The following is a 21,130-nucleotide window of genomic DNA, read 5'->3' as shown; positions in this document are numbered from 1 at the left end:
GGCAGCATGGAAGGTTTCAAGACCCTGTTGTACAAGGAGTGCCTGCGCTTCTGGAAGGTAGGCTTCCAGACGGTGCTGTCGCCGGTGCTCAATGCGGTGCTCTATCTACTGATTTTCGGCCATGTGCTGGAGGATCACGTTCAGCCGTTTCCGGGCGTCAATTACACGGCTTTTCTGGTGCCGGGCCTGGTGATGATGACGGTGCTGCAGAACGCCTTCGCCAACAGCTCGTCGTCGCTGATCCAGAGCAAGATCACCGGCAACATCGTGTTTGTGCTGTTGCCGCCAATTTCGTACCGGGAGTTCTATTCCGCCTACGTGCTGGCGGCGGTGCTGCGCGGCAGCCTGTGCGGCATCGGTGTGCTGCTGGCGGCCTTGCCCTTTGCGCACCTGCCTTTCGCCGAACCGCTGTGGATCGTCGCCTTCATGCTGATCGGCGGCGCGTTTCTTGCGAGCCTCGGCGTGATCGCGGGGATCTGGGCCGACAAGTTCGACCAGCTGGCGGCCTTCCAGAACTTCCTGATCATGCCGCTGACGATGCTCTCCGGCGTGTTCTACTCGATCCATTCGCTGCCGGGTTTCTGGCAGGGGGTGTCGCATTTCAACCCGTTTTTCTTCATGATTGACGGGTTCAGGTATGGCTTTTTCGGAGTCTCCGATGTCTCGCCGTGGGCGAGCCTCGGAGTCGTGACTGTCTGTTTTGTCGTGCTCGCGGTGCTCACCCTGCAAATGCTTGCCAGGGGCTACAAGCTGCGGGCCTGAGGAGTGATTATGTTTCCGGCGACTGAAATCGAACGACTGATTGCTGCAGGTCTCGAATGTGATTTCCTGCAGATCGAAGGGGATGACGGCACCCATTTCACGGGTATCGTCGTCAGCCCGGCTTTCGAAGGCAAGCCGCGGGTGCGCCAGCACCAGGCGGTGTATGCCACCTTGGGCAAGCTGATGGGCAACGAGATCCACGCCCTCCAGTTGTCGACCTTTACGCCCGGCCAATGGGCAGAATTGCAGAAGGAACTGGGCTGATCGCCCTTTGATGCATGGATAAACTGCTGATCGAAGGCGGCGTCCGCCTGTCCGGCGAGATCGCCATTTCCGGTGCCAAGAACGCCGCGCTGCCCATCCTGTGTGCGGCGCTGCTGACCAGCGAACCGGTGACCTTCACCAATGTGCCGCGTCTCAACGACATTGGCACGCTGCTGCGCCTGCTCGAACAGATGGGTGTCAAGGTGAGCCGTGATGGCGACACCGTCACGCTGGATGCCGGTGGGGTGAACAACCCCGTTGCGTCCTACGAGATGGTCAAGACCATGCGTGCCTCCATCCTCGTGCTCGGCCCGCTCGTCGCCCGCTTCGGCGAGGCGCAGGTGAGCCTGCCCGGCGGCTGCGCGATCGGCGCCCGCCCGGTGGACCAGCACATCAAGGGCCTGCAGGCGATGGGGGCCGAGGTCAAGGTCGAGCATGGCTATGTGCACGCCAAGGTGCCCAAGCTGAAGGGCGCCCGCCTGTTCACCGACATGGTCACCGTGACCGGCACCGAGAACCTGATGATGGCGGCCTGTCTGGCCGACGGCGAGACCGTCATCGAAAACGCCGCCCGCGAGCCGGAAGTGGTCGATCTGGCCAACTGCCTGGTGTCGATGGGCGCGCAGATCTCCGGCGCCGGCGGCGACGTGATCCGCATCAAGGGCGTGCCGGCCCTGCATGGTGCAACCCACCGCATCATGCCGGACCGCATCGAGACCGGTACCTACCTGTGCGCGGCAGCCATCACCGGCGGCGATGTCCGCGTGACCGGCACGTCCACCAGCTACCTGGATGCGGTCATCGACAAGCTGATGGATGCCGGCTGTGAAGTGATCGGCGAGCGCGACGCGATCCGCCTGAAGGCGCCCGAGCGGCTCACGTCGGTGAGCCTGCGCACCGCGCCTTACCCGGCTTTCCCGACCGACATGCAGGCCCAGTTCATGGCGATCAACGCGGTGGCCAACGGCACGGCGGTGATCCGCGAGACGATCTTCGAAAACCGCTTCATGCATGCGGTCGAGCTGCAGCGTCTCGGGGCGGACCTCCGCATCGACGGCAACACGGCCTTCGTGAAGGGCGTCGAGCGTCTGCAGGGTGCGACGGTGATGGCGACCGACCTGCGTGCGTCGGCGAGCCTGATCATCGCGGCACTGGTGGCCGAAGGCGAAACCACGGTGGATCGCATCTACCACCTGGATCGTGGCTACGAGCGTCTGGAAGAGAAGCTGTCTGCGCTCGGCGCTCGCGTCCGGCGAATTCGCTGAGCCGCGTAATCGGGTGGGCCGCCTCGGCGGCCCATGGCTGAGGCGGGGCTAGCTGCCCGGCGTCACGGCCAGCACTTTCAGCTGGATGGCGTGGCCGTCAGGGGTGTGCCAGTCGATGATCTGGCCCACCGACAATCCCAGCAGGGCGCTGCCGGCTGGGGAAAAAATCGATACCTTGCCGTCGCTGCTGCCCGCGTCGTGGGGCCAGGCGAGGGTCAGATCGTATTCGCGTCCGGACATTTCCTCGCGGAAGCGGGCGCGGCTGTTCATGCTGATCACGTCTGCGGGCATGTCCTCATCGTCGACTACGGTGGCCCGTTCTAGCTCGCCGCGCAGGCCGTCGAGATCGCTGCGGTTACGGGTGGGCGGCTTGGACAGCAGGGCTTCGAGGCGTTCGAGGTCGCGGGTGGACACGATGATTTCGGGTTTCACTGGGTACTCCTTAGGTTCGATCAAAAGAAAATGGCCGATCCCGCCGGACGGCGGTTCAGCCACGAGCCAAGGCTAGCAGAAAGGGGACGCTGCGCAAACGTCCCGCCGCATCGGGCGCGAAGGGCTCCCCGAATCGGATAGAATCGCGCTTTACGCACACAGAGCATCATCTTGAACGGCATTACGCTTGCCCTCTCGAAGGGCCGAATCTTCGAGGAAACCCTGCCGCTGCTCGCCGCCGCGGGGATCACGCCGACCGATAACCCGGAGACGTCGCGCAAGCTCATCATCGGCACCAACCGGCCGGATGTGCGGCTGGTCATCGTGCGCGCCACCGATACGCCGACCTACGTGCAGTACGGTGCGGCGGACATGGGTATCGCCGGCAAGGACGTGCTGCTGGAGCACGGTGGCGCCGGCCTGTACCAGCCGCTGGACCTCAATATCGCCAAGTGCCGCCTGTGCGTGGCCGTGCCGAAGGAGTTCGACTACGCCGCCGCCGTCCAGCGCGGTGCGCGCATCCGCGTGGCGACCAAGTACGTGAAAGCGGCCAAGGCACACTTTGCGGCCAAGGGCATGCACGTGGACCTGATCAAGCTCTACGGCTCCATGGAACTCGCGCCGTTGGTCGGCCTGGCCGACGCGATCGTCGACCTGGTGTCTACCGGCAGCACGCTGAAGGCCAACAACCTGGTGGAGGTGGAGGACATCATGCCGATCAGCTCCCGCCTCGTCGTCAATCAGGCCTCCCTCAAGCTCAAGCGCGAGCTGATCCAGCCGGTGCTGGAGGCCTTTGCAGGAGCCATCAAGAAATGAGCGCCCAGATCCGTCGCCTGTCTTCCGCCGAACCCGACTTCATCGCCACGCTGGATGCGCTGCTGGCCTTCGAAGGCAGCACCGATGCGGCCATCGAGCAGGCGGTCGGCGACATCCTGACGAACGTGCGCAAAAAAGGTGACGCAGCGGTTGTCGAGTACACCCGCCGCTTCGATCATCTGGATGTGAGCGACATGGCGGCGCTGGAGCTGCCGCGGGTTCAGCTCGAGGCCGCGCTGGCGGGGCTAAGCGACGAGCAGCGCCAGGCGCTGGAAGCCGCCGCGGCGCGCGTGCGCACCTATCACGAACGGCAGGTGCTGGAGTCCTGGCGCTACAACGACGAGTCCGCAGGCATGGCCGGCACCCGTCTGGGCCAGAAGGTCACGCCGCTGGACCGCGTCGGCCTGTACGTGCCGGGTGGCCGTGCGTCCTATCCCAGCTCGGTGCTGATGAACGCGATTCCGGCCAAGGTGGCCGGCGTCGGCGAGCTGATCATGGTGGTGCCGACGCCCCGTGGCGAGCGCAGCCAGTTGGTGTTGGCCGCCGCCGCGATCACCGGCGTGGATCGCGTGTTCACCATCGGTGGCGCCCAGGCCGTGGCCGCGCTGGCCTACGGCACGCAGACCATCCCGCAGGTGGACAAGATCGTCGGTCCGGGCAATGCCTACGTGGCAAGCGCCAAGCGCCGCGTCTTCGGCACCGTCGGCATCGACATGGTGGCAGGGCCGTCCGAGGTGCTGATCATCTCCGACGGCACCGGCAATCCTGACTGGGTGGCGATGGACCTGTTCGCGCAGGCCGAGCACGACGAACTTGCCCAGTCGATCCTGCTGTGTACCGACGAAGCTTTCATTGCCCAGGTGGAGGCGAGCATCGCCCGCCTGCTGCCGGAAATGCCGCGCCGCGACACCATCGCCACGTCGCTGGCCAATCGCGGTGCCCTGGTGTTGGTGCGTGACCTGGCGGAAGCCTGTCAGGTCGCCAACCGTATCGCGCCGGAACACCTGGAGCTGTCGCTGGCCGATCCGTACCAGTGGATCGACCAGATCCGCCACGCCGGCGCGATCTTCATCGGCCACTACTCGGTCGAGGCCCTCGGCGACTACTGCGCCGGCCCCAACCACGTGTTGCCGACGATGCGCAGTGCGCGCTTCTCCAGCCCGCTGGGGGTGTACGACTTCCAGAAGCGCACCAGCCTCATCGACATTTCGGAGCAGGGCGCCCAGACCCTCGGCCGGATCGCCTCGGTGCTGGCCCACGGTGAAGGCCTGCAGGCCCACGCCCGTTCGGCGGAGATGCGTCTGAAGGGCTGATTCATGCCCTTGGTTGGATGTGAAAAAGCCGCACCCGAGGGTGCGGCTTTTTCGTTAACGCCGGCACCCGCAGAATCAGGCCAGGATCGCCTTCAGCGCCTGAACGAGCAGCGTGCACTGCGCATCGGTGCCCACGGTGATGCGCAGGAACTGATCGATACGCGCAGCCTTGAAGTGGCGCACGATGATGCTGCGTTCGCGCAGCGCTGCGGCCAGGGCCGCAGCATCGTGGGTCGGATGGCGGGCGAACACGAAATTGGCGGCAGATGGCAGCACCTCGAAGCCCAGCCCGGCGAGATCGCCGGACAGGGTTTCGCGGCTGGCGATGACCTGCCGGCGGGTCTGCTCGAAGTAGGCTTCGTCGTCCAGCGCGGCGCTGGCGCCGACGAGGGCCAGGCGGTCGAGGGGGTAGGAGTTGAAGCTGTCCTTCACGCGGGTCAGGGCTTCGACGAGTTCCGGCTGGCCGATCGCGAAGCCAGTGCGCAGGCCGGCAAGGGAGCGCGACTTGGACAGGGTCTGGGTGACCAGCACGTTGGGGTAGCGCTTCACCAGCGCTACGGCGGTGGGGATTGCGTCGAGCCCGCCGAAATCCACGTAGGCCTCGTCGATGACGATCGGGCTGTCCGGCAGGCCTTCCGCCAGGCGGGCGATCTCGTCGAGCGCCAGCAGGCGGCCGGTGGGCGCGTTCGGATTCGGGAAAATCACGCCGCCAACCCGGTCGGCACCGCGCGACAGGTAGTCGTCCACGCGGATCGCGAAGTGCCCGTCGAGGGGGATGGCTTCGAAATCGATGCCATACAGCCCGCAGTACACCGGGTAGAAGCTGTAGGTGATGTCCGGGAACAGCAGCGGCGCGTCATGCTTGAGCAGGGCCTGGAAGGTGTGGGCGAGGACTTCGTCCGAGCTGTTGCCGACGAAAACCCACTCCGGCGCCACGTCGAAATGGCGGGCGACGGCGGCCTTCAGCTGTGCTCCGGTTGGATCCGGGTAGAGCTTCAGGCGGTCCGCATCGTCACCGAGCTCGGCGCGGATGGCGTCGAGCACGCGCGGGCTCGGCGGGTAGGGGTTCTCGTTAGTGTTGAGCTTGACCAGGTTGGCGAGCTTGGGCTGCTCGCCGGGAACGTAAGGGGTCAGGCCGTGGACGACGGGGCTCCAGAAACGGCTCATGGCAGGTCGGCGCAGCACCCTAAGTGCCGCAAGGGACTGTAAAAACGCTAGATGCTATCATGGCCCCATTCGTTCCAAGTCCATCACCGTTTTTCTGGAAATAAGCGCAATGCGGCAAGCCGAAATATCCCGCAATACCCTTGAGACGCAGATCCGGGTCAGGGTCGACCTGGACGGCTCGGGCAAGAGTCAGCTCAATACCGGTATCGGTTTCTTCGACCACATGCTCGATCAGATCGCCCGCCATGGCTGCTTCGATCTGGACATCGAGGCCACCGGCGACCTGCACATCGACGGCCACCACACCGTCGAGGACGTCGGCATCACCGTCGGCCAGGCCTTTGCGAAGGCGCTGGGCGACAAGAAGGGGCTGACCCGCTACGGTCATGCCTACGTGCCCCTCGACGAAGCCCTGTCGCGGGTCGTCGTCGATCTGTCCGGCCGGCCGGGCCTGGAGTTTGACGTGCCCTTCACCGCCGGTGCGATCGGCGCGCTGGACACCCAGCTGGTATATGAGTTCTTCCAGGGTTTCGTGAATCACGCCGGTGTCAGCCTGCACATCGACAACCTGAAGGGTCGCAACGCCCATCACCAGTGCGAAACGGTGTTCAAGGCCTTTGGCCGTGCGCTGCGCATGGCGGTTACGCCGGATCCCCGTCAGGCTGGTGTGGTGCCTTCCACCAAGGGGGCCCTGTGAGCAAGATCGCAATCATCGATTACGGCATGGGCAACCTGCGTTCGGTGGCCAAGGCCATCGAGCACGTCTCCAAAGGGGTTGAGGTTGTCATCACCGCGGATCCGGCCGAAGTGCTGTCGGCGGAGCGGGTGGTTTTCCCGGGGCAGGGCGCGATGCCCGACTGCATGCGTGAACTGGATGCCCGCGGCCTGCGCCCGGCAGTGCTCGAGGCGGCCCGCAGCAAGCCCTTCCTGGGGATCTGCATCGGCCAGCAGATGCTCTTCGAGCATAGCGAAGAAGGCAATGTGCCGGGGCTTGGCATCTTCCGCGGCGAGGTGCGCCGTTTCCCCGCTGACAAGATGGTGGCAGCCGACGGTTCGCGCCTGAAGGTTCCGCACATGGGCTGGAACGAGGTGTGGCAGAAACAGGCGCATCCCCTGTGGGCCAACATCGAGGACGGCGCCCGTTTCTACTACGTGCACAGTTATTATGTGGACCCGGCGGATCCCGCCATTGTGGCGGCCACCACGGAATACGGCATCCCCTTTACCGGCGCGGTAGCGCAGGCTAATATCTTCGCCATTCAATTCCACCCGGAAAAGAGCGCGCACGCGGGCCTGCAACTGCTGTCCAACTTCGTTACCTGGAATCCCTGAGATTCCTGAAGCGCGGCTTTTCGTCATCCCGCATTCCGTTTCAACTCCTTACCGTCTTTCCTCTTATGCTGCTGATTCCCGCTATTGACCTCAAGGACGGTCACTGCGTGCGCCTGAAACAAGGCGAAATGGACGCTGCCACGGTCTTCTCCGAAGACCCCCGGTCAACGGCCCGTCACTGGGCCGACCAAGGTGCCCGGCGCCTTCATCTCGTGGACCTCAACGGTGCCTTCGCCGGCAAGCCGAAGAATGAAGCGGCGATCAAGTCCATCCTGCAGGAAGTCGGCGACGAGATCCCGGTCCAGCTCGGTGGCGGCATCCGCGACCTGGACACCATCGAGCGCTATCTCGATGCCGGCCTCAGCTACGTGATCATCGGCACCGCTGCGGTGAAAAACCCGGGTTTCCTGCACGATGCGTGCAGCGCCTTCCCGGGCCACATCATCGTCGGCCTGGATGCCAAGGATGGCAAGGTGGCCGTGGACGGCTGGTCCAAGCTGACCGGCCACGACGTTGTGGACCTCGCCAAGAAGTTCGAGGACTACGGTGTCGAAGGCGTCATCTACACGGACATTGGCCGTGACGGCATGCTGTCCGGTGTGAACATCGAAGCCACCGTCAAGCTGGCCCAGGCCCTGCGCATTCCGGTTATCGCCAGCGGCGGCATTGCGGCGCTGGCCGACGTGGAAGCCCTGTGTGCGGTCGAGTCCGAAGGCATCACCGGCGCTATCACCGGCCGTGCGATCTACGAAGGCACGCTGGACTTCGCTGCCGCTCAGGCTCGCGCCGACGAGCTGAGCCCGGCGGACTGATTCATGCTGGCCAAACGCATCATTCCCTGCCTCGACGTCAGCGCCGGTCGCGTCGTCAAGGGCGTCAACTTCGTCGAACTGCGCGATGCCGGCGACCCGGTCGAGGTTGCCCGCCGCTATGACGAGCAGGGTGCCGACGAGATCACCTTCCTCGACATCACCGCCAGCTCCGACGACCGCAACATCATCCTGCACGTAGTCGAGCAGGTCGCCGAACAGGTCTTCATTCCGCTCACCGTCGGTGGCGGTGTGCGGACCGTCGATGACGTGCGCCGCCTGCTCAATGCCGGTGCCGACAAGGTCAGCATCAACACTGCCGCGGTGAATAATCCGCAAGTGGTGGCCGATGCGTCTGGCAAGGTCGGCAGCCAGTGCATCGTGGTGGCCATCGACGCCAAGCAGGTAGCGCCGGGCAAGTGGGAGGTGTTCACCCACGGTGGGCGCAATCGCACCGGCCTCGACGCCATCGAATGGGCGCGTCGTATCGAGTCCCTCGGTGCCGGCGAGATCCTGCTCACCAGCATGGACCGGGACGGCACCAAGAACGGCTTCGACCTGGAACTGACTCGCGCGGTATCCGATGCGGTGTCCATTCCGGTCATCGCCAGCGGCGGCGTGGGCAGTCTCGACCATCTCGCCGATGGCGTCACCAAGGGGCGGGCGGATGCGGTGCTGGCCGCCAGTATCTTCCATTTCGGTGATCACACGGTGCGCGAAGCCAAGGAGCTGATGCGCGCCCGCGGTATCGAGGTGCGCCTGTGAGCAATTCTGCATGGCTCGACGAACTGGCCTGGGACAAGGATGGGCTGATCCCGGCCATCGCCCAGGATGCCGAAACCGGCGACGTGATGATGTTCGCGTGGATGAACCGCGAGGCCTTGGCCAAGACTGCCGAACTCGGTGAAGCGGTGTATTTCTCGCGTTCCCGTGGGCGTCTGTGGCACAAGGGCGAGGAGTCCGGCCACACGCAGAAGATTCGTGAGATCCGTGTCGACTGCGACAACGACGTGGTGCTCCTGAAGATCGAGCAGGTCGGCGGCATTGCCTGCCATACCGGGCGGCGCAGCTGCTTCTTCCAGAAATACTTCGCCGACGGCCGCTGGGAGGCTGTGGAACCGGTTCTCAAAGACCCGAAGGACATATACAAATGATCGACATCGAAGTGCTGCACCGGGTGGCGCAAACTCTTGCCGAGCGTAAGGAAGCCAGCCCCGAGTCCTCCTACGTCTCCAGCCTGTTCCACAAGGGCACCGACGCCATATGCAAGAAGGTCGCCGAGGAAGCCGCCGAGACCATCATGGCGGCCAAGGACAAGGATCTGCTGCACGTGGTGTGGGAAGTCACCGACCTGTGGTTCCATACCATGGTCCTGCTGGCCCACTACGGTCTGTCGGTGGACGACGTGCTCGCCGAGTTCCGCCGCCGCGAAGGCGTGTCGGGCATCGACGAGAAGAAGTCCCGCAGCGCCAAGTAAGGGAATTTTCGCGATGCACGACTGTCTGTTCTGCCGTATCGTCCGGGGCGAGATCCCGGCGGCAAAGGTCTATGAAGACGACGAGGTGCTGGCTTTCAAGGACATCCAGCCTCAGCGTCCGGTCCACGTGCTGGTCATCCCGAAGAAGCATGTCACGTCGCTGGCACACGCCACGCCGGAAGACATCCCCGTCTTCGGCAAGATGCTGGTCCTGGCCAACCAGATTGCCGCCGATCAAGGAAGTCCCGATGGCTTCCGGTCCATCATCAATACCGGTCGCGTCGGCGGGCAGGAAGTCATGCATGTGCACATGCACATCGTTGGTGGGCAAGAGCCGGTCGGGCCGATGCTTAAACGGTAGTTTCAAGGAGATTTTTGAATGGGTTCATTCAGCATTTGGCACTGGCTGATCGTTCTGGTGATCGTGATGCTCGTGTTCGGCACCAAGAAGCTGCGCAACATCGGGCAGGATCTCGGTGGGGCGGTCAAGGGCTTCAAGGAAGGCATGCGTGATGCCGACCAGGGAGCCGGCGACGCGAACCAGAAGATCGCTTCTGGCAGCGGTCAAACCATCGACGCGGAAGCGCGGGAAAAGAACAAGTCCTGATCCCGTTCCCGCGTCAGTCGCGGAGGAGGGGCGCATCACGCCCCTCTTTTCGTTTCTGATGCGGTGTGCCCGCGATCAGCGCTCACTCTCCTTAGGCAGATGGAATGTTCGACATCGGTTTTTCTGAACTCGTAGTCATCGGTATCGTAGCCCTGCTGGTGCTCGGGCCCGAGCGCCTGCCCAAGGTGGCACGCACCACCGGCCACATCCTGGGGCGTCTGCAGCGCTATGTGGCCGACGTCAAATCGGACATCAATCGCGAGATGCAGCTCGACGAACTCAAGCGCCTGCAGGAAGAGGCCCGCAAGTCGGCGATGGAATTCGAGTCCACGGTCCGGAGCGAGGTCGCCGGAATCGAAAGCGGCGTTGCCTCGTCTCTGCAGTCCGCGTCGTCGGCCGTTGCCGACCTGGAAAGCAGTTTCAAGGCTTCGGCTGAACCTGCCGTGGAGACGGCTGTATCTGCGGCTCCGGAGCAACTGGCCCAGGCTGCGCCTGCCACGTCGCCGCTGGACGTTGAAGCCATGCCCGATACGATGGTGATGCCCAGTCCGGAACTGGACGAGCGCCAGCTGGCGCTCGATATCGACCGTCCTGAGCCCGCATCCAAGAGTTCCAAGACAACATGAGCGTTCAGGAAGACAGCTTCATCTCCCACCTCATCGAACTGCGCGACCGCCTGCTGCGCTGCGTGGTTGCGCTGGTGGTCGTCTTCGCCTGCCTGATGCCCTGGGCCGGCGATATCTACGACGTTCTCGCCCATCCGATGATGCAGGCCCTGCCCGAAGGCACCCGCATGATTGCCACGGGCGTCGTCACGCCGTTCTTCGTGCCGATGAAAGTCACTCTCATGGTGGCCTTCGTCATTGCCTTGCCCTTCCTCCTCTATCAGGCCTGGGCTTTCATTGCGCCGGGGTTGTATGCGCATGAAAAGCGTCTGGCCCTGCCGCTGGTGGTTGGCAGTACGGTGCTGTTCGTGGCGGGGATGGCGTTCTGTTACTTCTTCGTCTTTGGCACTGTTTTCAAGTTTATTAACACCTTTGCGCCAAAGAGCATCACGCCGGCGCCGGACATCGAGCAGTACCTGTCCTTCGTGATGTCCATGTTCCTGGCCTTTGGCATCACTTTTGAGGTGCCGGTCTTCGTCATCATCCTGACCAAAATGGGCGTGGTGGATGTGGCCAAGCTCAAGGAGGCGCGTCCCTACGTGATCGTGGGGGCCTTCGTGGTTGCCGCCGTCGTCACGCCGCCGGATGTCGTTTCCCAGCTCATGCTGGCCATCCCGATGTGCCTGCTGTACGAGCTAGGCATATTCCTGGCGCGCTTCGTCAGCAAGGGGCACATAGAGGCTGCCGCTGAGTGACAACAAAAAGGGGCGCGTATAGCGCCCCTTTCGTTTGGGTTGCACCGCGCCTGCTGCTTTTGCGCGATGGACGTCGAGCCGGCATGGAGCGAGTGCTCCACGGGTAGGGGGGGCTCCCGATTGATGACATTGGTGTATTTTTTGTGCATCATCCTGGCCTTTTCAGATCCCTTGCAGGAGGCCTCGATGAATCTTCCGGAACTGCTGTCCCCGCTTGAAAACTCCGCTGGTCCGTGTGGCGAGGACTTGTCGTTCTCGGCGGAGTTCGATGCGCTCCAGGAGGCGCGGCGCTTCGACGATCCGACCCTCGCCCAAGGCGAGTGGGTGGCGGAGATCAAGGAGGCGGATTGGGCCGCTGTCGTGCGCCTGAGTTCGGACCTGCTGGCGCGCCGTACCAAGGATCTGCGTGTTGCCGCCTGGTTTGCCGAAGCCCGCTGCAAGCGTGACGGCCTGGCCGGCCTGGCCGATGGCTACGAACTTCTGCTCGGTCTGTGCGAGCGCTTCTGGGACGGGCTGCATCCCCTGCCGGAGGAGGATGGAAACCAGGAGCCGCGGGCTGGAGTGTTCGACTGGTGGCTGGCGCAGACGGTACGGCTGCTGCGCGAGCTTCCCCTGTCGCATTCACCGAAAGGGGTTTTCAGCCTGCTGGCCCGGGAGCGGGCGCGCGGCCATGCTGCGGACGCGGAACAGTCGGGGCATGAGTCCGACGAAGGTCGCCCCGGCGATGTGCTGGCCACCCTCGATGCCGCGATGCGTGACACGCCGCGGCAGCACCTTCTTGCCAGTCTCGCCGGGATCGAGCGCCTCACGGCCTGCATGCAGGGGCTACGTGGTTTCCTCGATGCCCGGATGGGCGAGTCTGGTCCGTCGTTCGGCGCAAGCATCGATGTCCTGGATGATCTTTCCAGAAGTCTCAGGCCGTATCTGGGGGCGGGCGAGGACGCCGGGGCTGTCAGGGCGCCAGCCGCCGCCGAGTCCGGCTCCCTGCATGTGCCGGCTCAAGCACCGGTTCATGGCGGCGGGGGCGGAGCGGAGTTCCGCGTGCAGGCCATCCAGTCGCGCGCCCAGGCCATCCAGCAGCTCGAGCTGATCGCCGCCTATTTCCGGCAGACCGAGCCCCACAGCCCGGTGGCCTACCTGGCCGACAAGGCAGCCCGATGGGGGCGCATGCCCCTGCATGAATGGCTGCGCAGTGTGGTGAAGGACGAGGCCGTGCTGTTCCGGATGGAAGAGCTGCTGGGGTTGGAGTGCTCGGCTGCTCCGGCTGCGGATTGACGGCAGTTGGGCCAGCGCGCTGTCTTCACAGGGCGTGGCTCCGCCGTCAGGTGGCCACGTACAGGCTTTCCTTCAGTTCCTCCATGACCACATAGCTGCGGGAGTCCGCGTGGGGCGGCAGCTGGTGGAGGATGCTGCTCAGCAGCTTGCGATAGTCGTGCATTTCGGCGAGCCGGGCCTTGACGAGATAGTCGAAGTCCCCGGAGACCATGTGGCACTCCATCACCGATGGGATCTGCAGCAGTTCTTGTTTGACCTTGTCGAAAATCTCCTCGCATTTCGCGCTGAGGCGGATTTCGACAAAGACAAGCAGTTTCAGGCCCAGTGCGTGGGGGTTCAGGCGGGCATGATAGCCAGTGATGAAGCCCTCGCGCTCCAGCCGACGGACCCGTTCGGTACAGGGCGTAGCCGACAGACCGATGCGCGTGGCCAGATCTGTCATGGTGATGCGACCATCCTGCTGTAGGTGGTCGAGGATGTTTCGGTCGATTGGGTCGAGGTCGCGCATGGGTGCATTCCTTATGAGTTGAAGAGGGTGGGTTTCAGGATTGAGCTGGGTGGCCGCTGAAAAGGAGTCGACCAGATCGCTCAGCGGCGATCTGGTCATCTCACGGGCGAGAGGCTTGCCGGACCCTGGGCACGTGCGCGGGAACGGACCGTTCAGCCGCGCCGTGCCGGAGCGCGGCCGTCCGCGGGAGGCGGGAGCTGCAGGTGGCGGGAGCCGCGGGCTTCGAATTCGGCCTTGCGCTCATCCGCCTTCTTGCGCTGTTCCGGGGTCAAGATCTGATAGACCTTGTTCAGGTTCGCGGCGCGGAGTTGGGCCATTTCGGCTTCGGCCTTGGCGCCCTGCTCGGCAAGTGCCTTGACCTTGGCTTCGTCGTACTGGGCCGAGAAGGTGAGGGCACGAAGCTCCTCATGGCTCTTGCGGATTTCCTTGGCCTTCTCCCGGAATGTCGGGGCCTGTTCATGGAAGATCTTGAAGATCTGGTCCCGCTGGCCTTCGGTCAGGTTCAGGTCGCGCAGGAAGGGCAGTGGGGGAATGCCGTCGCCGTGCATGCCGGATTCCATCCCCGGACCGAAACCATGCGGAGCCGGTCTATTGCAGTGGCCGCCGGCCCCGCCAGCCTGGACGGCGAACGGAATGGCGACGATGCCGATGCTCACCAGCAGGGCGGAAAGAAGATTTCGAGGCAGTTTCATTGCAGTCTCCAAACGTTGATTGGGTACATCAGGGGGATCAGCCTGATGACTGAAATTCTCGCGGCGAACGGGGTAAAGGGCGGTCACCTGCCTGTAAATGCCGGTAAAGAGAGTTTTTCCGCGTATTGGGCGGACGTCCCCCTGGTTTGCTGCTCTTCCTTCTGCCGGGCGCGGAGTGCGTCCAGCCGGCTTTCCACGATGAGTTGGTCGCGGTGGTCGCCATCGGCGCTCTTCAGTGCCAGTTCGAATTGTTCGAGGGCGCTGCGGGTGTTGCCGATGGCGGCGTAATACTCCCCTTGGTGGAGGTGCGACTTCTGGTTGAGGCCCTGGGCCGCAGCCGCTTCCGCTGCGATCTGGTGCAGGTCGGGGTCCTGCGGGCGCTGCAGGAGATGCGCCTCGGCAAACTGGAGCGCGGGTCCGAAGTCCCGGGTCTTGATCAGCAGCCGAGGGTAGTCGTAGACCAGTTGCAGATGGCCGGGATAGCGCTTCAGGGCGGCTTCATAGCGCTGCCGGGCGGCCTCGTTCTGCCCTGACTGGGTGAGCACCTGGCCGGCGAGCGCCTCGATCATCGGGTGATGGACCTTCTCCCGTTCCAGCCCGGCAAGTTCCTTCTCGGCTGCGGGGAAATCCTGCGCGCGCAGATAGGCGGCGGCGAGGCCATAGCGGAGGGCGTTGCGATCCCGGTAACTGCCTTCCTGCAGATCAGTGGTGAAACGGGCCACGGCTTCCCGTGGCTGGCCTTCGTAGCTGCGCAGCAGGGCCCGGACGAGCTTGTATTCCTGGCTGTCCGGCACCTGCTTGTAGGTGCTGGCGAATGCCCGGTCCTGGGCCTCGGCGATGCGTTCGTGGGTCAGCGGGTGGGTCCGCAGGTAGGACGGGACGCTGGCGGAGTCGGCCAGGCGGGTGGCCTGCTGGAGGCGCTCGAAGAAGCTGGCCATCGCGCGCGGGTCGAAGCCGGCGTTGGTCAGCAGTTGAAAACCGATGCGGTCGGCTTCCTGTTCGTGCTCGCGTGTGTAGTTGATCTGGCTCTGGATCTGGGCGGCGCCGACGCCGGTCATCGCGGCCATGGCCGCCTGGCCGTTGCCGGTACCCGCCGCGATGAGGGCGCCGAGCATCGCGGCGATGGACAGGACCTGATTGCCCGCCTGGCCGGCGATCTGGCGCGCGATGTGGTGCTGGGAGACGTGGCTGATTTCGTGGGCCATTACTGAGGCCAGCTCGCTTTCGTTTTGCGTGGCGAGGATCAGCGCAGTATTGACGCCCACATGTCCGCCGGGCAGCGCAAAGGCGTTGAGTTCATTGGATGCGACGGCGAAGAACTCGAAGGACTCGCGGGCCGTCTCCGGGTCGCGCTGCAGCAGGCGCCGCCCCAGGTTTTCTAGGTAGGCATTGACTTCCGGGTCGTCGAGCCAGGCGCCGCTGGCGTGCAGGCTTTGCATGCTCTGGGCGCCGAGTGTCTGTTCCATCTGCGGGCTAACGATGGCCGCCGATGCCTCGCCCAGATCCGGCAGCTGCGCAGCGCTGGCGCCGGCGCCGAAAAGCAGGGCGATGGCGAGGCTCGTCAGGCGAAAGCACTTTTTCATGACAATGATGGAGATGCCGCGGAAGTTGAGTGAAATCTTCGCGGAGCAGGCTGTTAATCCCGGTTTGCGACGTGTAAAGGGATGTAAATGCCGGTAAAAACACCTGCCGTTGCGCGTGGCTCCGGCCTCGCCCGCACGTATCATTTCCGCTGAGGTCATGAAGGTGGATACGAGATGAGCAAGGTTTTGCTGGTGGACGACGACGTGGAGCTGTCTTCCATGTTGAGCGAATACATCGCACAGGAAGGGTTTGCGGCCGATTGCGTGCATGACGGAGAGGCCGGCGTCGCCGCGGCGCTGGCCGGCGGCTACGACATCGTCGTGCTCGATGTGATGATGCCGCGGGTAGGAGGAATCGAGGCGCTGCGCCGCATCCGTGCCCAGAGCAAGGTGCCCGTGCTGATGCTGACTGCCAAGGGCGACGATGTGGACCGCATCGTCGGGCTGGAACTGGGCGCCGACGATTACGTGCCGAAGCCGTGTACGCCGCGGGAACTCGTCGCGCGCCTGCGGGCGATCCTGCGGCGGACCCAGGCGGCTGCGCCCACCGAGACCGCCAATGGCGGGCCGCTGGTCGCCGGCGCGCTGTGCATGTGGCCGCAGATGCGCCGCGCCCAGTGGCAGGGGGCGCCGCTGGAGCTGACCAGTACCGAATACAACCTGCTGGAGGTGCTCGCCCGTAACGCCGGCCGCGTGGTGAGCAAGGCGGAGCTGTCCGAGCAGGGGCTGGGCCGGCCGCTGGCGCGCTTCGATCGCAGCATCGATGTGCACCTTTCCAGCATCCGCCACAAGCTGGGCACGCGTCCTGACGGGCGGTCGTGGATCGAGACGGTGCGTGGCTTGGGCTATCAGCTGGTGCGCGAATGAGACTGGGCCGGCTGTTCTGGAAGTTCTTCTTCGCGTTCTGGCTGGCGCTGCTGCTGGCCAGTGCCGGCGTCGGTACCGCCGTGTGGTTCCATCACCAGAGCGAGCTCGAGCGCCTCGGCCGGGAGCGGGATCCCTTCGTCGCGGGGGGCGGGCGGGCGACGACGGCGGTGACGGTGGCCGAGTCCGTGTTGCGCCACGGCGGGCCGGCGGCCTTGCGCGCCATGCTGACCGAGCTGTCGCGCGAGCGTTGGCCGCAGCTGCTGGTGGTGGATGAGAAGGGCGACGATTTGCTCGGGCGGCCGACGACCCCTGAGTCGGTGGCCGCCGCCAGGCAGCAGGCTGCGCTGGGCGAGGCATATCGGGCCGCGCGTCTGGTCGAGTTGCCGGCCGGCAGTGGCAGCTGGTTGCTGTTCGTGCCGGCAGGCGGGCCGGAGATGCGTCCTCCGCTGCCGCCCCTGTCGCGTCTTGCCGGACCGCCGGGTGAGCCGCCGCGGGACTTCCGTCCGGGCTTCGGTCGGCCTGCCGAGCCGAGCCCGTGGATGCCGGTGGGAATTGGCCTGCTGACCAGCGTGGCGTTCAGCGCGCTGCTGGCGTGGTACCTGTCCAAGCCGATCAGAAACCTGCGCTGGGCGTTGGGAGCTGTTGCCGAAGGGCGGCTGGAAACCCGCGTCAAGCCGCTGATGGGCGCGCGGCGCGACGAGATTGCCGACCTTGGCCAGGACTTCGACCGCATGGCCCAGCAGTTGCAATCCCTGATCGGCGCCCAGCGTCGGCTGCTCCACGATGTGTCCCATGAGCTGCGCTCGCCGCTGGCGCGCCTGCAGGTGGCGATCGGGCTGGCGCGGCAGGATCCTGCCAAGCTCGACGTGACGCTGGACCGGATCGAACGCGAGGCGGTGCGGCTCGACGAAATGGTTGGACAGTTGCTGACCATCGCCCGACTGGATGCGGGCACTCGCGACAGCCGGGAGGATGTGCTCGAGCTGGTGGACCTCGCCGCGGCAATTGCCGATGATGCCCGTTTCGAAGCCCACTCGAAAGGCCGCGAGCTGCATTTCGCCGGGCGCGGTGAGGCGGAACTGCGGGTCCGTGGCGAGCTGATCCAGCGCGCCTTCGAGAACGTGATCCGCAATGCGGTGAAATACACTGGTGAAGGCACCAAGGTCGATGTCGAGGCTTGGGTGGAGCAGGGGCAGTTCGTGCTGCGGGTCGCCGATCGCGGGCCGGGCGTGCCGGAAAGCGACCTGGAGGCGATCTTTGAGCCCTTCTACCGGGCTGCGAATGGAAGCTCTGCAGGCGGCTTCGGGCTCGGTCTGGCCATCGCCCGGCGGGCGGTGACGGCGCATGGCGGAGAGATCCGCGCCCGCAACCGGGACGGAGGCGGGCTGGCGGTCGACATCCGCCTGCCGCTGAATTTCCAAAAGGATTAGGCGTGGCGGGGGCAAGCTGTTAGAATGCCTCGTGGCGGGTCTCCCCGCATTGCAGCGCGGTGAACCTGGTCAGGGCCGGAAGGCAGCAGCCACAGCCGTTCCCTGCAAGTGCCGGGGGTCAGGCTCGCCACCCCAAATTCAGAAAAGGGCGTCCCAGTGGGGCGCCCTTTTTGTTTTTGTGTTTCTGCATCCCCTTGCCCGTATCCGTCGGACTGACCGGCGGGCGGCCTGCTAGAATTCCGCCATGGCTTACCAAGTACTTGCCCGCAAGTGGCGCCCGCGCAGTTTCGAGACGCTCGTCGGGCAGGAACATGTCGTGCGCGCGCTGACCCATGCGCTGTCCACCGGACGTCTGCATCACGCCTACTTGTTCACCGGTACGCGGGGGGTCGGCAAGACGACCATCTCGCGGATCCTCGCCAAGGCGCTCAACTGCGAGACGGGTGTGACGGCGACGCCGTGCAACCAATGTTCGGCCTGTACCGCCATCGACGCGGACCGTTTCCCCGACTACGTGGAAATGGATGCGGCGTCCAATCGTGGTGTGGACGACATGGCGGCGCTGCTCGACCAGGCGGTCTATGCGCCGGTGCAGGGGCGCTACAAGGTCTACATGATCGACGAAGTGCACATGCTGACCGGGCATGCCTTCAACGCGATGCTGAAGACCCTGGAAGAGCCGCCCGAGCACGTCAAGTTCATCATCGCGACGACCGATCCTCAGAAGATCCCGGTCACCGTGCTGTCCCGCTGCCTGCAGTTCAATCTCAAGCAGATGCCGCCGGGGCACATCATCGGCCACCTGACGCGCCTGCTCGAGGCCGAGAATGTGCCTTTCGAGCCGGGTGCGCTGCGCCACATCGCCAAGGCGGCCAGCGGTTCGATGCGGGACTCCCTGTCCCTGCTCGACCAGGCCATAGCCCACGGCGCCGGCAAGGTGGAAGAGCTGGCCGTGCAGGACATGCTTGGCACGGTGGGTGACGACCACCTGTATGCGGTCCTCGATGCGTTGCGCAGCAATGACGTGCAGGCCCTGATGGCGACCGTCGAGGCCATGGAGGCGCGCAGCCTGTCCTTCGAGTCGGCGCTGCAGTCGCTGGCCGGCCTCATCCACCGCATCGCGCTGGGCCAGCTGGCGCCGACGGCGCTGGCCGACGAGAGTGAAGCCAGCCGGCTGGCGCCCTACATCGAGGCCTTCGACGCGGAATTCCTGCAGCTGGCCTACCAGATCGCAGTGCATGGGCGGGATGAGTTGCCGCTGGCGCCGGATGACGTCACCGGTTTCTCGATGACGTTGCTGCGCCTGTTCGCATTCCGGCCCGAACAGCCGGCGGCGCTTGGTGGCGTGCTGGCCGGGGGCGGCGGAGCTGGGCAGGGCCGGCCGTTGCCAGAGGTCGCATTGCGTCCTGCTATGCCGCGTGCCGTGGCCGGCGTTACGCCTTCGGCGGCCACCGCGCCCGTTCAGGCTGCCCGGCCTCCTGTTGCGATGCCGGAGCCGGCAGCGCGCCGCCCCGATGAGCTGCGCACCTCGCCGAAACTCGTCGAGACTCCGCCGCCGGTGGAGCCGCCCCGTGTGGCACCCGCGGCCGCTGCGCAGCGGGAAACATCGTCTGATTACGGCAGCAGCGTTCCACCGTGGGAAGATCTGCCGCCCGAAGCCCATGAGCTTGCTCCCGTCTGCCATTCCGAGCCGCGCCCGGCCCAGGCTGAGCGGGTCGAGCCGGTCCGTCCTGTCGAGCCGACGCCGGTCAGGGCCCGCGAACCTGCCGGCATGCCTGGCGCGCTGCCGGCGTCCGGCGACGACTGGCATGGATTGCTGAACCAGCTGGGGCTGGGCGCGCTGAATCTGCAGCTGGCCCAGAACTGTGAATTGCTGGGCGTCGAGGGTGACAGCTTCAGGCTGCGCCTGTCCGAGTCCCACCAGCACCTGCTGCAGATCAACCGCAGTGGCGCGGAGCGCCTGCAGGAGGCGCTGACTGCCCATCTCGGCAGGCCGGTCCGTGTCGGCATCGAGGTCGGTACCATCGCCACCGCAACGCCGGCTCAGCGTAACCAGGCCGAAAAGGCCGAGCGTCATGCCGCGGCGGTTGTGTCTCTTGAGCAGGACCCCTTTGTCCGCGAACTTATCCAACGTTTCGATGCGAGGCTTGAAGAAGCCTCGGTCAAACCCCTTTGAACCTATCTGGAGTACATCACCATGATGAAAGGCGGCATCGCCGGCCTGATGAAGCAGGCTCAGCAAATGCAGGACAACATGAAGAAGATGCAGGACAGCCTCGGAGGTATCGAGGTTGAAGGCCAGTCCGGCGCCGGCATGGTCAAGATCACCATGACCTGCAAGTACGACGTGCGTCGCGTGAACATCGATGCGTCCGTGCTGGATGACAAGGAAATGCTGGAAGATCTGATCGCCGCGGCGGTGAATGACGCCGTGCGCCGGGTCGAGACGACAACCCAGGAGAAGATGTCCGGATTCACTGCCGGGCTGAACCTGCCCCCGGGCTTCAAGCTGCCGTTCTGATCGGCCGCATGACACGTTCCCGCATGCAGAGGGCTCGATGAGCTCGCCGTCCACTCTCGACGTCCTGATCGAGGCCCTGCGCTGCCTGCCGGGCGTGGGGCCGAAATCGGCCCAGCGGATGGCCTTCCATCTGCTGCAGCGGGATCAGCGCGGCGCGGCGCGATTGGCGACAGCCCTCGGGCACGCGCTCGAGGTGCTGCGCCATTGCTCCCGCTGCAACACCTTCTGTGAAGAAGAAGTCTGCAACCGCTGCGCCAATCCCCAGCGGGATGCGACCCAGCTGTGCGTCGTCGAGATGCCGGCCGATCTGGCCATGCTGGAGCAGACGCACAGTTACCACGGCCTGTATTACGTGCTGATGGGGCGCTTGTCGCCTCTCGATGGCATCGGGCCGCGGGAGCTCGGGCTGGAGAAATTCCTGCATCGGGCCTGCGACGGTGCCGTGCAGGAAGTGATTCTCGCCACCAACTTCACCAACGAGGGCGAGGCGACCGCCCACATGATTTCCGAACTCCTGCGCAGCCGTGGCATCAAGGTCAGCCGCATCGCGCGCGGCATCCCGGTCGGTGGCGAGCTGGAGCACACGGATACCGGCACCATCGCTCAGGCGCTGGTCGAGCGTCGTTCCCTTTAGCCTTTCTCCGTCTTTC

At 64.9% G+C, this 21,130-nt stretch carries 26 protein-coding genes and 1 other RNA gene; 22 read left to right on the top strand and 5 right to left on the bottom strand.

Features of this window, described 5'->3' with window-relative positions:
• Nucleotides 1-6 precede the first annotated feature (6 nt).
• From AC3QL2_RS05205 to murA, 3 genes are read left to right on the top strand one after another with little or no spacing between them, the layout of a single operon-like run.
• The gene (locus tag AC3QL2_RS05205; protein ID WP_493232081.1) at nucleotides 7-762 is read left to right on the top strand and encodes an ABC transporter permease; all 756 of its coding nucleotides are present in this window, start codon (nucleotides 7-9) and stop codon (nucleotides 760-762) included.
• Nucleotides 763-771: 9 nt separating this feature from the next.
• Nucleotides 772-1,026 (top strand): BolA family protein, encoded by a 255-nt coding sequence (locus AC3QL2_RS05200; protein ID WP_493232083.1) that lies wholly within the window; start codon nucleotides 772-774, stop codon nucleotides 1,024-1,026.
• 14 nt (nucleotides 1,027-1,040) lie between these two features.
• Complete coding sequence (gene murA / locus AC3QL2_RS05195; protein ID WP_493232084.1) at nucleotides 1,041-2,291, top strand: UDP-N-acetylglucosamine 1-carboxyvinyltransferase; 1,251 nt, start codon at nucleotides 1,041-1,043, stop codon at nucleotides 2,289-2,291.
• Nucleotides 2,292-2,339: 48 nt separating this feature from the next.
• Here murA and rnk read toward each other — a convergent pair whose 3' ends face one another.
• Nucleotides 2,340-2,723 (bottom strand): nucleoside diphosphate kinase regulator, encoded by a 384-nt coding sequence (gene rnk, locus AC3QL2_RS05190; protein ID WP_493232086.1) that lies wholly within the window; start codon nucleotides 2,721-2,723, stop codon nucleotides 2,340-2,342.
• Nucleotides 2,724-2,894: 171 nt separating this feature from the next.
• Between rnk and hisG the strand changes: the two genes are divergently transcribed.
• Both hisG and hisD read left to right on the top strand, forming a co-directional pair.
• The gene (hisG, locus tag AC3QL2_RS05185; RefSeq protein WP_481119298.1) at nucleotides 2,895-3,539 is read left to right on the top strand and encodes an ATP phosphoribosyltransferase; all 645 of its coding nucleotides are present in this window, start codon (nucleotides 2,895-2,897) and stop codon (nucleotides 3,537-3,539) included.
• A complete protein-coding gene (gene hisD, locus AC3QL2_RS05180) occupies nucleotides 3,536-4,852 on the top strand; it encodes a histidinol dehydrogenase (protein WP_493232087.1) in 1,317 nt (438 codons plus the stop codon). Before hisG ends, hisD begins: the two co-directional genes overlap by 4 nt.
• Nucleotides 4,853-4,927: 75 nt before the next feature.
• Here hisD and hisC read toward each other — a convergent pair whose 3' ends face one another.
• Entirely contained in the window at nucleotides 4,928-6,019 is a 1,092-nt protein-coding gene (gene hisC / locus AC3QL2_RS05175; RefSeq protein ID WP_493232088.1) for a histidinol-phosphate transaminase, read from the bottom strand.
• Between the two features lie 109 nt (nucleotides 6,020-6,128).
• Between hisC and hisB the strand changes: the two genes are divergently transcribed.
• The 11 genes from hisB (at nucleotide 6,129) to tssA (ending at nucleotide 12,879) form a co-directional block, all read left to right on the top strand.
• Nucleotides 6,129-6,716 carry an imidazoleglycerol-phosphate dehydratase HisB gene (gene hisB, locus AC3QL2_RS05170; protein WP_374486300.1) on the top strand — a complete coding sequence of 196 codons (588 nt, stop codon included), beginning with the start codon at nucleotides 6,129-6,131 and terminating at the stop codon, nucleotides 6,714-6,716.
• Nucleotides 6,713-7,351: an imidazole glycerol phosphate synthase subunit HisH gene (gene hisH / locus AC3QL2_RS05165; RefSeq protein WP_493232090.1), complete on the top strand. Its 639-nt coding sequence runs from the start codon at nucleotides 6,713-6,715 to the stop codon at nucleotides 7,349-7,351. Before hisB ends, hisH begins: the two co-directional genes overlap by 4 nt.
• A 65-nt stretch (nucleotides 7,352-7,416) precedes the next feature.
• Nucleotides 7,417-8,163 (top strand): 1-(5-phosphoribosyl)-5-[(5-phosphoribosylamino)methylideneamino]imidazole-4-carboxamide isomerase, encoded by a 747-nt coding sequence (hisA, locus tag AC3QL2_RS05160; RefSeq protein ID WP_493232092.1) that lies wholly within the window; start codon nucleotides 7,417-7,419, stop codon nucleotides 8,161-8,163.
• Nucleotides 8,164-8,166: 3 nt separating this feature from the next.
• Nucleotides 8,167-8,925: an imidazole glycerol phosphate synthase subunit HisF gene (hisF, locus tag AC3QL2_RS05155; protein ID WP_481119292.1), complete on the top strand. Its 759-nt coding sequence runs from the start codon at nucleotides 8,167-8,169 to the stop codon at nucleotides 8,923-8,925.
• Nucleotides 8,922-9,314 (top strand): phosphoribosyl-AMP cyclohydrolase, encoded by a 393-nt coding sequence (gene hisI, locus AC3QL2_RS05150; RefSeq protein ID WP_493232094.1) that lies wholly within the window; start codon nucleotides 8,922-8,924, stop codon nucleotides 9,312-9,314. Before hisF ends, hisI begins: the two co-directional genes overlap by 4 nt.
• Nucleotides 9,311-9,637, top strand: coding sequence for a phosphoribosyl-ATP diphosphatase (locus AC3QL2_RS05145; RefSeq protein WP_493232095.1), 327 nt, complete (start codon nucleotides 9,311-9,313; stop codon nucleotides 9,635-9,637). Before hisI ends, AC3QL2_RS05145 begins: the two co-directional genes overlap by 4 nt.
• A gap of 13 nt (nucleotides 9,638-9,650) precedes the next feature.
• On the top strand, nucleotides 9,651-9,998 hold the full coding sequence (locus AC3QL2_RS05140) for a histidine triad nucleotide-binding protein (RefSeq protein ID WP_493232097.1): 348 nt from the start codon (nucleotides 9,651-9,653) through the stop codon (nucleotides 9,996-9,998).
• Nucleotides 9,999-10,016: 18 nt separating this feature from the next.
• Entirely contained in the window at nucleotides 10,017-10,244 is a 228-nt protein-coding gene (gene tatA / locus AC3QL2_RS05135) for a Sec-independent protein translocase subunit TatA (protein WP_374486293.1), read from the top strand.
• A gap of 104 nt (nucleotides 10,245-10,348) precedes the next feature.
• Nucleotides 10,349-10,870, top strand: coding sequence for a Sec-independent protein translocase protein TatB (tatB, locus tag AC3QL2_RS05130; RefSeq protein ID WP_493232098.1), 522 nt, complete (start codon nucleotides 10,349-10,351; stop codon nucleotides 10,868-10,870).
• On the top strand, nucleotides 10,867-11,604 hold the full coding sequence (gene tatC / locus AC3QL2_RS05125; protein ID WP_493232100.1) for a twin-arginine translocase subunit TatC: 738 nt from the start codon (nucleotides 10,867-10,869) through the stop codon (nucleotides 11,602-11,604). The genes tatB and tatC overlap by 4 nt, the downstream gene beginning before the upstream one ends.
• 186 nt (nucleotides 11,605-11,790) lie before the next feature.
• The gene (tssA, locus tag AC3QL2_RS05120) at nucleotides 11,791-12,879 is read left to right on the top strand and encodes a type VI secretion system protein TssA (RefSeq protein ID WP_493232102.1); all 1,089 of its coding nucleotides are present in this window, start codon (nucleotides 11,791-11,793) and stop codon (nucleotides 12,877-12,879) included.
• 46 nt (nucleotides 12,880-12,925) lie between these two features.
• Here tssA and AC3QL2_RS05115 read toward each other — a convergent pair whose 3' ends face one another.
• The 3 genes from AC3QL2_RS05115 to AC3QL2_RS05105 form a co-directional block, all read right to left on the bottom strand.
• The gene (locus tag AC3QL2_RS05115; RefSeq protein ID WP_493232103.1) at nucleotides 12,926-13,387 is read right to left on the bottom strand and encodes an Lrp/AsnC ligand binding domain-containing protein; all 462 of its coding nucleotides are present in this window, start codon (nucleotides 13,385-13,387) and stop codon (nucleotides 12,926-12,928) included.
• Nucleotides 13,388-13,539: 152 nt separating this feature from the next.
• Complete coding sequence (locus AC3QL2_RS05110) at nucleotides 13,540-14,079, bottom strand: Spy/CpxP family protein refolding chaperone (protein ID WP_493232105.1); 540 nt, start codon at nucleotides 14,077-14,079, stop codon at nucleotides 13,540-13,542.
• An 83-nt stretch (nucleotides 14,080-14,162) separates the two neighbouring features.
• Complete coding sequence (locus AC3QL2_RS05105; protein WP_493232106.1) at nucleotides 14,163-15,662, bottom strand: M48 family metalloprotease; 1,500 nt, start codon at nucleotides 15,660-15,662, stop codon at nucleotides 14,163-14,165.
• 174 nt (nucleotides 15,663-15,836) lie between these two features.
• On the opposite strand from AC3QL2_RS05105, the gene AC3QL2_RS05100 reads away from it, so the two are divergent.
• The 6 genes from AC3QL2_RS05100 (at nucleotide 15,837) to recR (ending at nucleotide 21,114) form a co-directional block, all read left to right on the top strand.
• The gene (locus AC3QL2_RS05100; protein WP_493232108.1) at nucleotides 15,837-16,529 is read left to right on the top strand and encodes a response regulator; all 693 of its coding nucleotides are present in this window, start codon (nucleotides 15,837-15,839) and stop codon (nucleotides 16,527-16,529) included.
• Nucleotides 16,526-17,959 (top strand): sensor histidine kinase, encoded by a 1,434-nt coding sequence (locus tag AC3QL2_RS05095; protein ID WP_493232110.1) that lies wholly within the window; start codon nucleotides 16,526-16,528, stop codon nucleotides 17,957-17,959. The genes AC3QL2_RS05100 and AC3QL2_RS05095 overlap by 4 nt, the downstream gene beginning before the upstream one ends.
• A gap of 33 nt (nucleotides 17,960-17,992) precedes the next feature.
• An RNA gene (ffs, locus tag AC3QL2_RS05090) (signal recognition particle sRNA small type) lies at nucleotides 17,993-18,091 on the top strand.
• A gap of 112 nt (nucleotides 18,092-18,203) precedes the next feature.
• Nucleotides 18,204-20,135 (top strand): DNA polymerase III subunit gamma/tau, encoded by a 1,932-nt coding sequence (gene dnaX / locus AC3QL2_RS05085; protein WP_493232112.1) that lies wholly within the window; start codon nucleotides 18,204-18,206, stop codon nucleotides 20,133-20,135.
• Between the two features lie 21 nt (nucleotides 20,136-20,156).
• Nucleotides 20,157-20,480: a YbaB/EbfC family nucleoid-associated protein gene (locus AC3QL2_RS05080; protein WP_493232113.1), complete on the top strand. Its 324-nt coding sequence runs from the start codon at nucleotides 20,157-20,159 to the stop codon at nucleotides 20,478-20,480.
• Nucleotides 20,481-20,517: 37 nt separating this feature from the next.
• Nucleotides 20,518-21,114, top strand: a complete 597-nt coding sequence (gene recR / locus AC3QL2_RS05075; protein ID WP_493232114.1) for a recombination mediator RecR — start codon at nucleotides 20,518-20,520, stop codon at nucleotides 21,112-21,114.
• Nucleotides 21,115-21,130: the final 16 nt, after the last annotated feature.

Source organism: Zoogloea sp. GW822-FHT05C07 (assembly GCF_058800215.1).
Note: the sequence above shows the minus strand (reverse complement) of the source record. Positions and strands in the feature narration are given on the sequence as shown.

What these genes read in the sequence shown, in the direction of transcription:
- AC3QL2_RS05100 (WP_493232108.1), top strand. Translation starts at nt 15,837, where the DNA reads ATGAGCAAGGTTTTGCTGGTGGACGACGACGTGGAGCTGTCTTCCATG.
- dnaX (WP_493232112.1), top strand. Translation starts at nt 18,204, where the DNA reads ATGGCTTACCAAGTACTTGCCCGCAAGTGGCGCCCGCGCAGTTTCGAG.
- AC3QL2_RS05080 (WP_493232113.1), top strand. Translation starts at nt 20,157, where the DNA reads ATGATGAAAGGCGGCATCGCCGGCCTGATGAAGCAGGCTCAGCAAATG.
- murA (WP_493232084.1), top strand. Translation starts at nt 1,041, where the DNA reads ATGGATAAACTGCTGATCGAAGGCGGCGTCCGCCTGTCCGGCGAGATC.
- tatB (WP_493232098.1), top strand. Translation starts at nt 10,349, where the DNA reads ATGTTCGACATCGGTTTTTCTGAACTCGTAGTCATCGGTATCGTAGCC.
- hisB (WP_374486300.1), top strand. Translation starts at nt 6,129, where the DNA reads ATGCGGCAAGCCGAAATATCCCGCAATACCCTTGAGACGCAGATCCGG.
- AC3QL2_RS05095 (WP_493232110.1), top strand. Translation starts at nt 16,526, where the DNA reads ATGAGACTGGGCCGGCTGTTCTGGAAGTTCTTCTTCGCGTTCTGGCTG.
- AC3QL2_RS05115 (WP_493232103.1), bottom strand. Translation starts at nt 13,387, where the DNA reads ATGCGCGACCTCGACCCAATCGACCGAAACATCCTCGACCACCTACAG.
- AC3QL2_RS05110 (WP_493232105.1), bottom strand. Translation starts at nt 14,079, where the DNA reads ATGAAACTGCCTCGAAATCTTCTTTCCGCCCTGCTGGTGAGCATCGGC.
- hisF (WP_481119292.1), top strand. Translation starts at nt 8,167, where the DNA reads ATGCTGGCCAAACGCATCATTCCCTGCCTCGACGTCAGCGCCGGTCGC.
- tssA (WP_493232102.1), top strand. Translation starts at nt 11,791, where the DNA reads ATGAATCTTCCGGAACTGCTGTCCCCGCTTGAAAACTCCGCTGGTCCG.
- AC3QL2_RS05105 (WP_493232106.1), bottom strand. Translation starts at nt 15,662, where the DNA reads ATGAAAAAGTGCTTTCGCCTGACGAGCCTCGCCATCGCCCTGCTTTTC.
- hisD (WP_493232087.1), top strand. Translation starts at nt 3,536, where the DNA reads ATGAGCGCCCAGATCCGTCGCCTGTCTTCCGCCGAACCCGACTTCATC.
- tatA (WP_374486293.1), top strand. Translation starts at nt 10,017, where the DNA reads ATGGGTTCATTCAGCATTTGGCACTGGCTGATCGTTCTGGTGATCGTG.
- tatC (WP_493232100.1), top strand. Translation starts at nt 10,867, where the DNA reads ATGAGCGTTCAGGAAGACAGCTTCATCTCCCACCTCATCGAACTGCGC.
- AC3QL2_RS05200 (WP_493232083.1), top strand. Translation starts at nt 772, where the DNA reads ATGTTTCCGGCGACTGAAATCGAACGACTGATTGCTGCAGGTCTCGAA.
- recR (WP_493232114.1), top strand. Translation starts at nt 20,518, where the DNA reads ATGAGCTCGCCGTCCACTCTCGACGTCCTGATCGAGGCCCTGCGCTGC.
- hisC (WP_493232088.1), bottom strand. Translation starts at nt 6,019, where the DNA reads ATGAGCCGTTTCTGGAGCCCCGTCGTCCACGGCCTGACCCCTTACGTT.
- AC3QL2_RS05145 (WP_493232095.1), top strand. Translation starts at nt 9,311, where the DNA reads ATGATCGACATCGAAGTGCTGCACCGGGTGGCGCAAACTCTTGCCGAG.
- AC3QL2_RS05205 (WP_493232081.1), top strand. Translation starts at nt 7, where the DNA reads ATGGAAGGTTTCAAGACCCTGTTGTACAAGGAGTGCCTGCGCTTCTGG.
- hisA (WP_493232092.1), top strand. Translation starts at nt 7,417, where the DNA reads ATGCTGCTGATTCCCGCTATTGACCTCAAGGACGGTCACTGCGTGCGC.
- AC3QL2_RS05140 (WP_493232097.1), top strand. Translation starts at nt 9,651, where the DNA reads ATGCACGACTGTCTGTTCTGCCGTATCGTCCGGGGCGAGATCCCGGCG.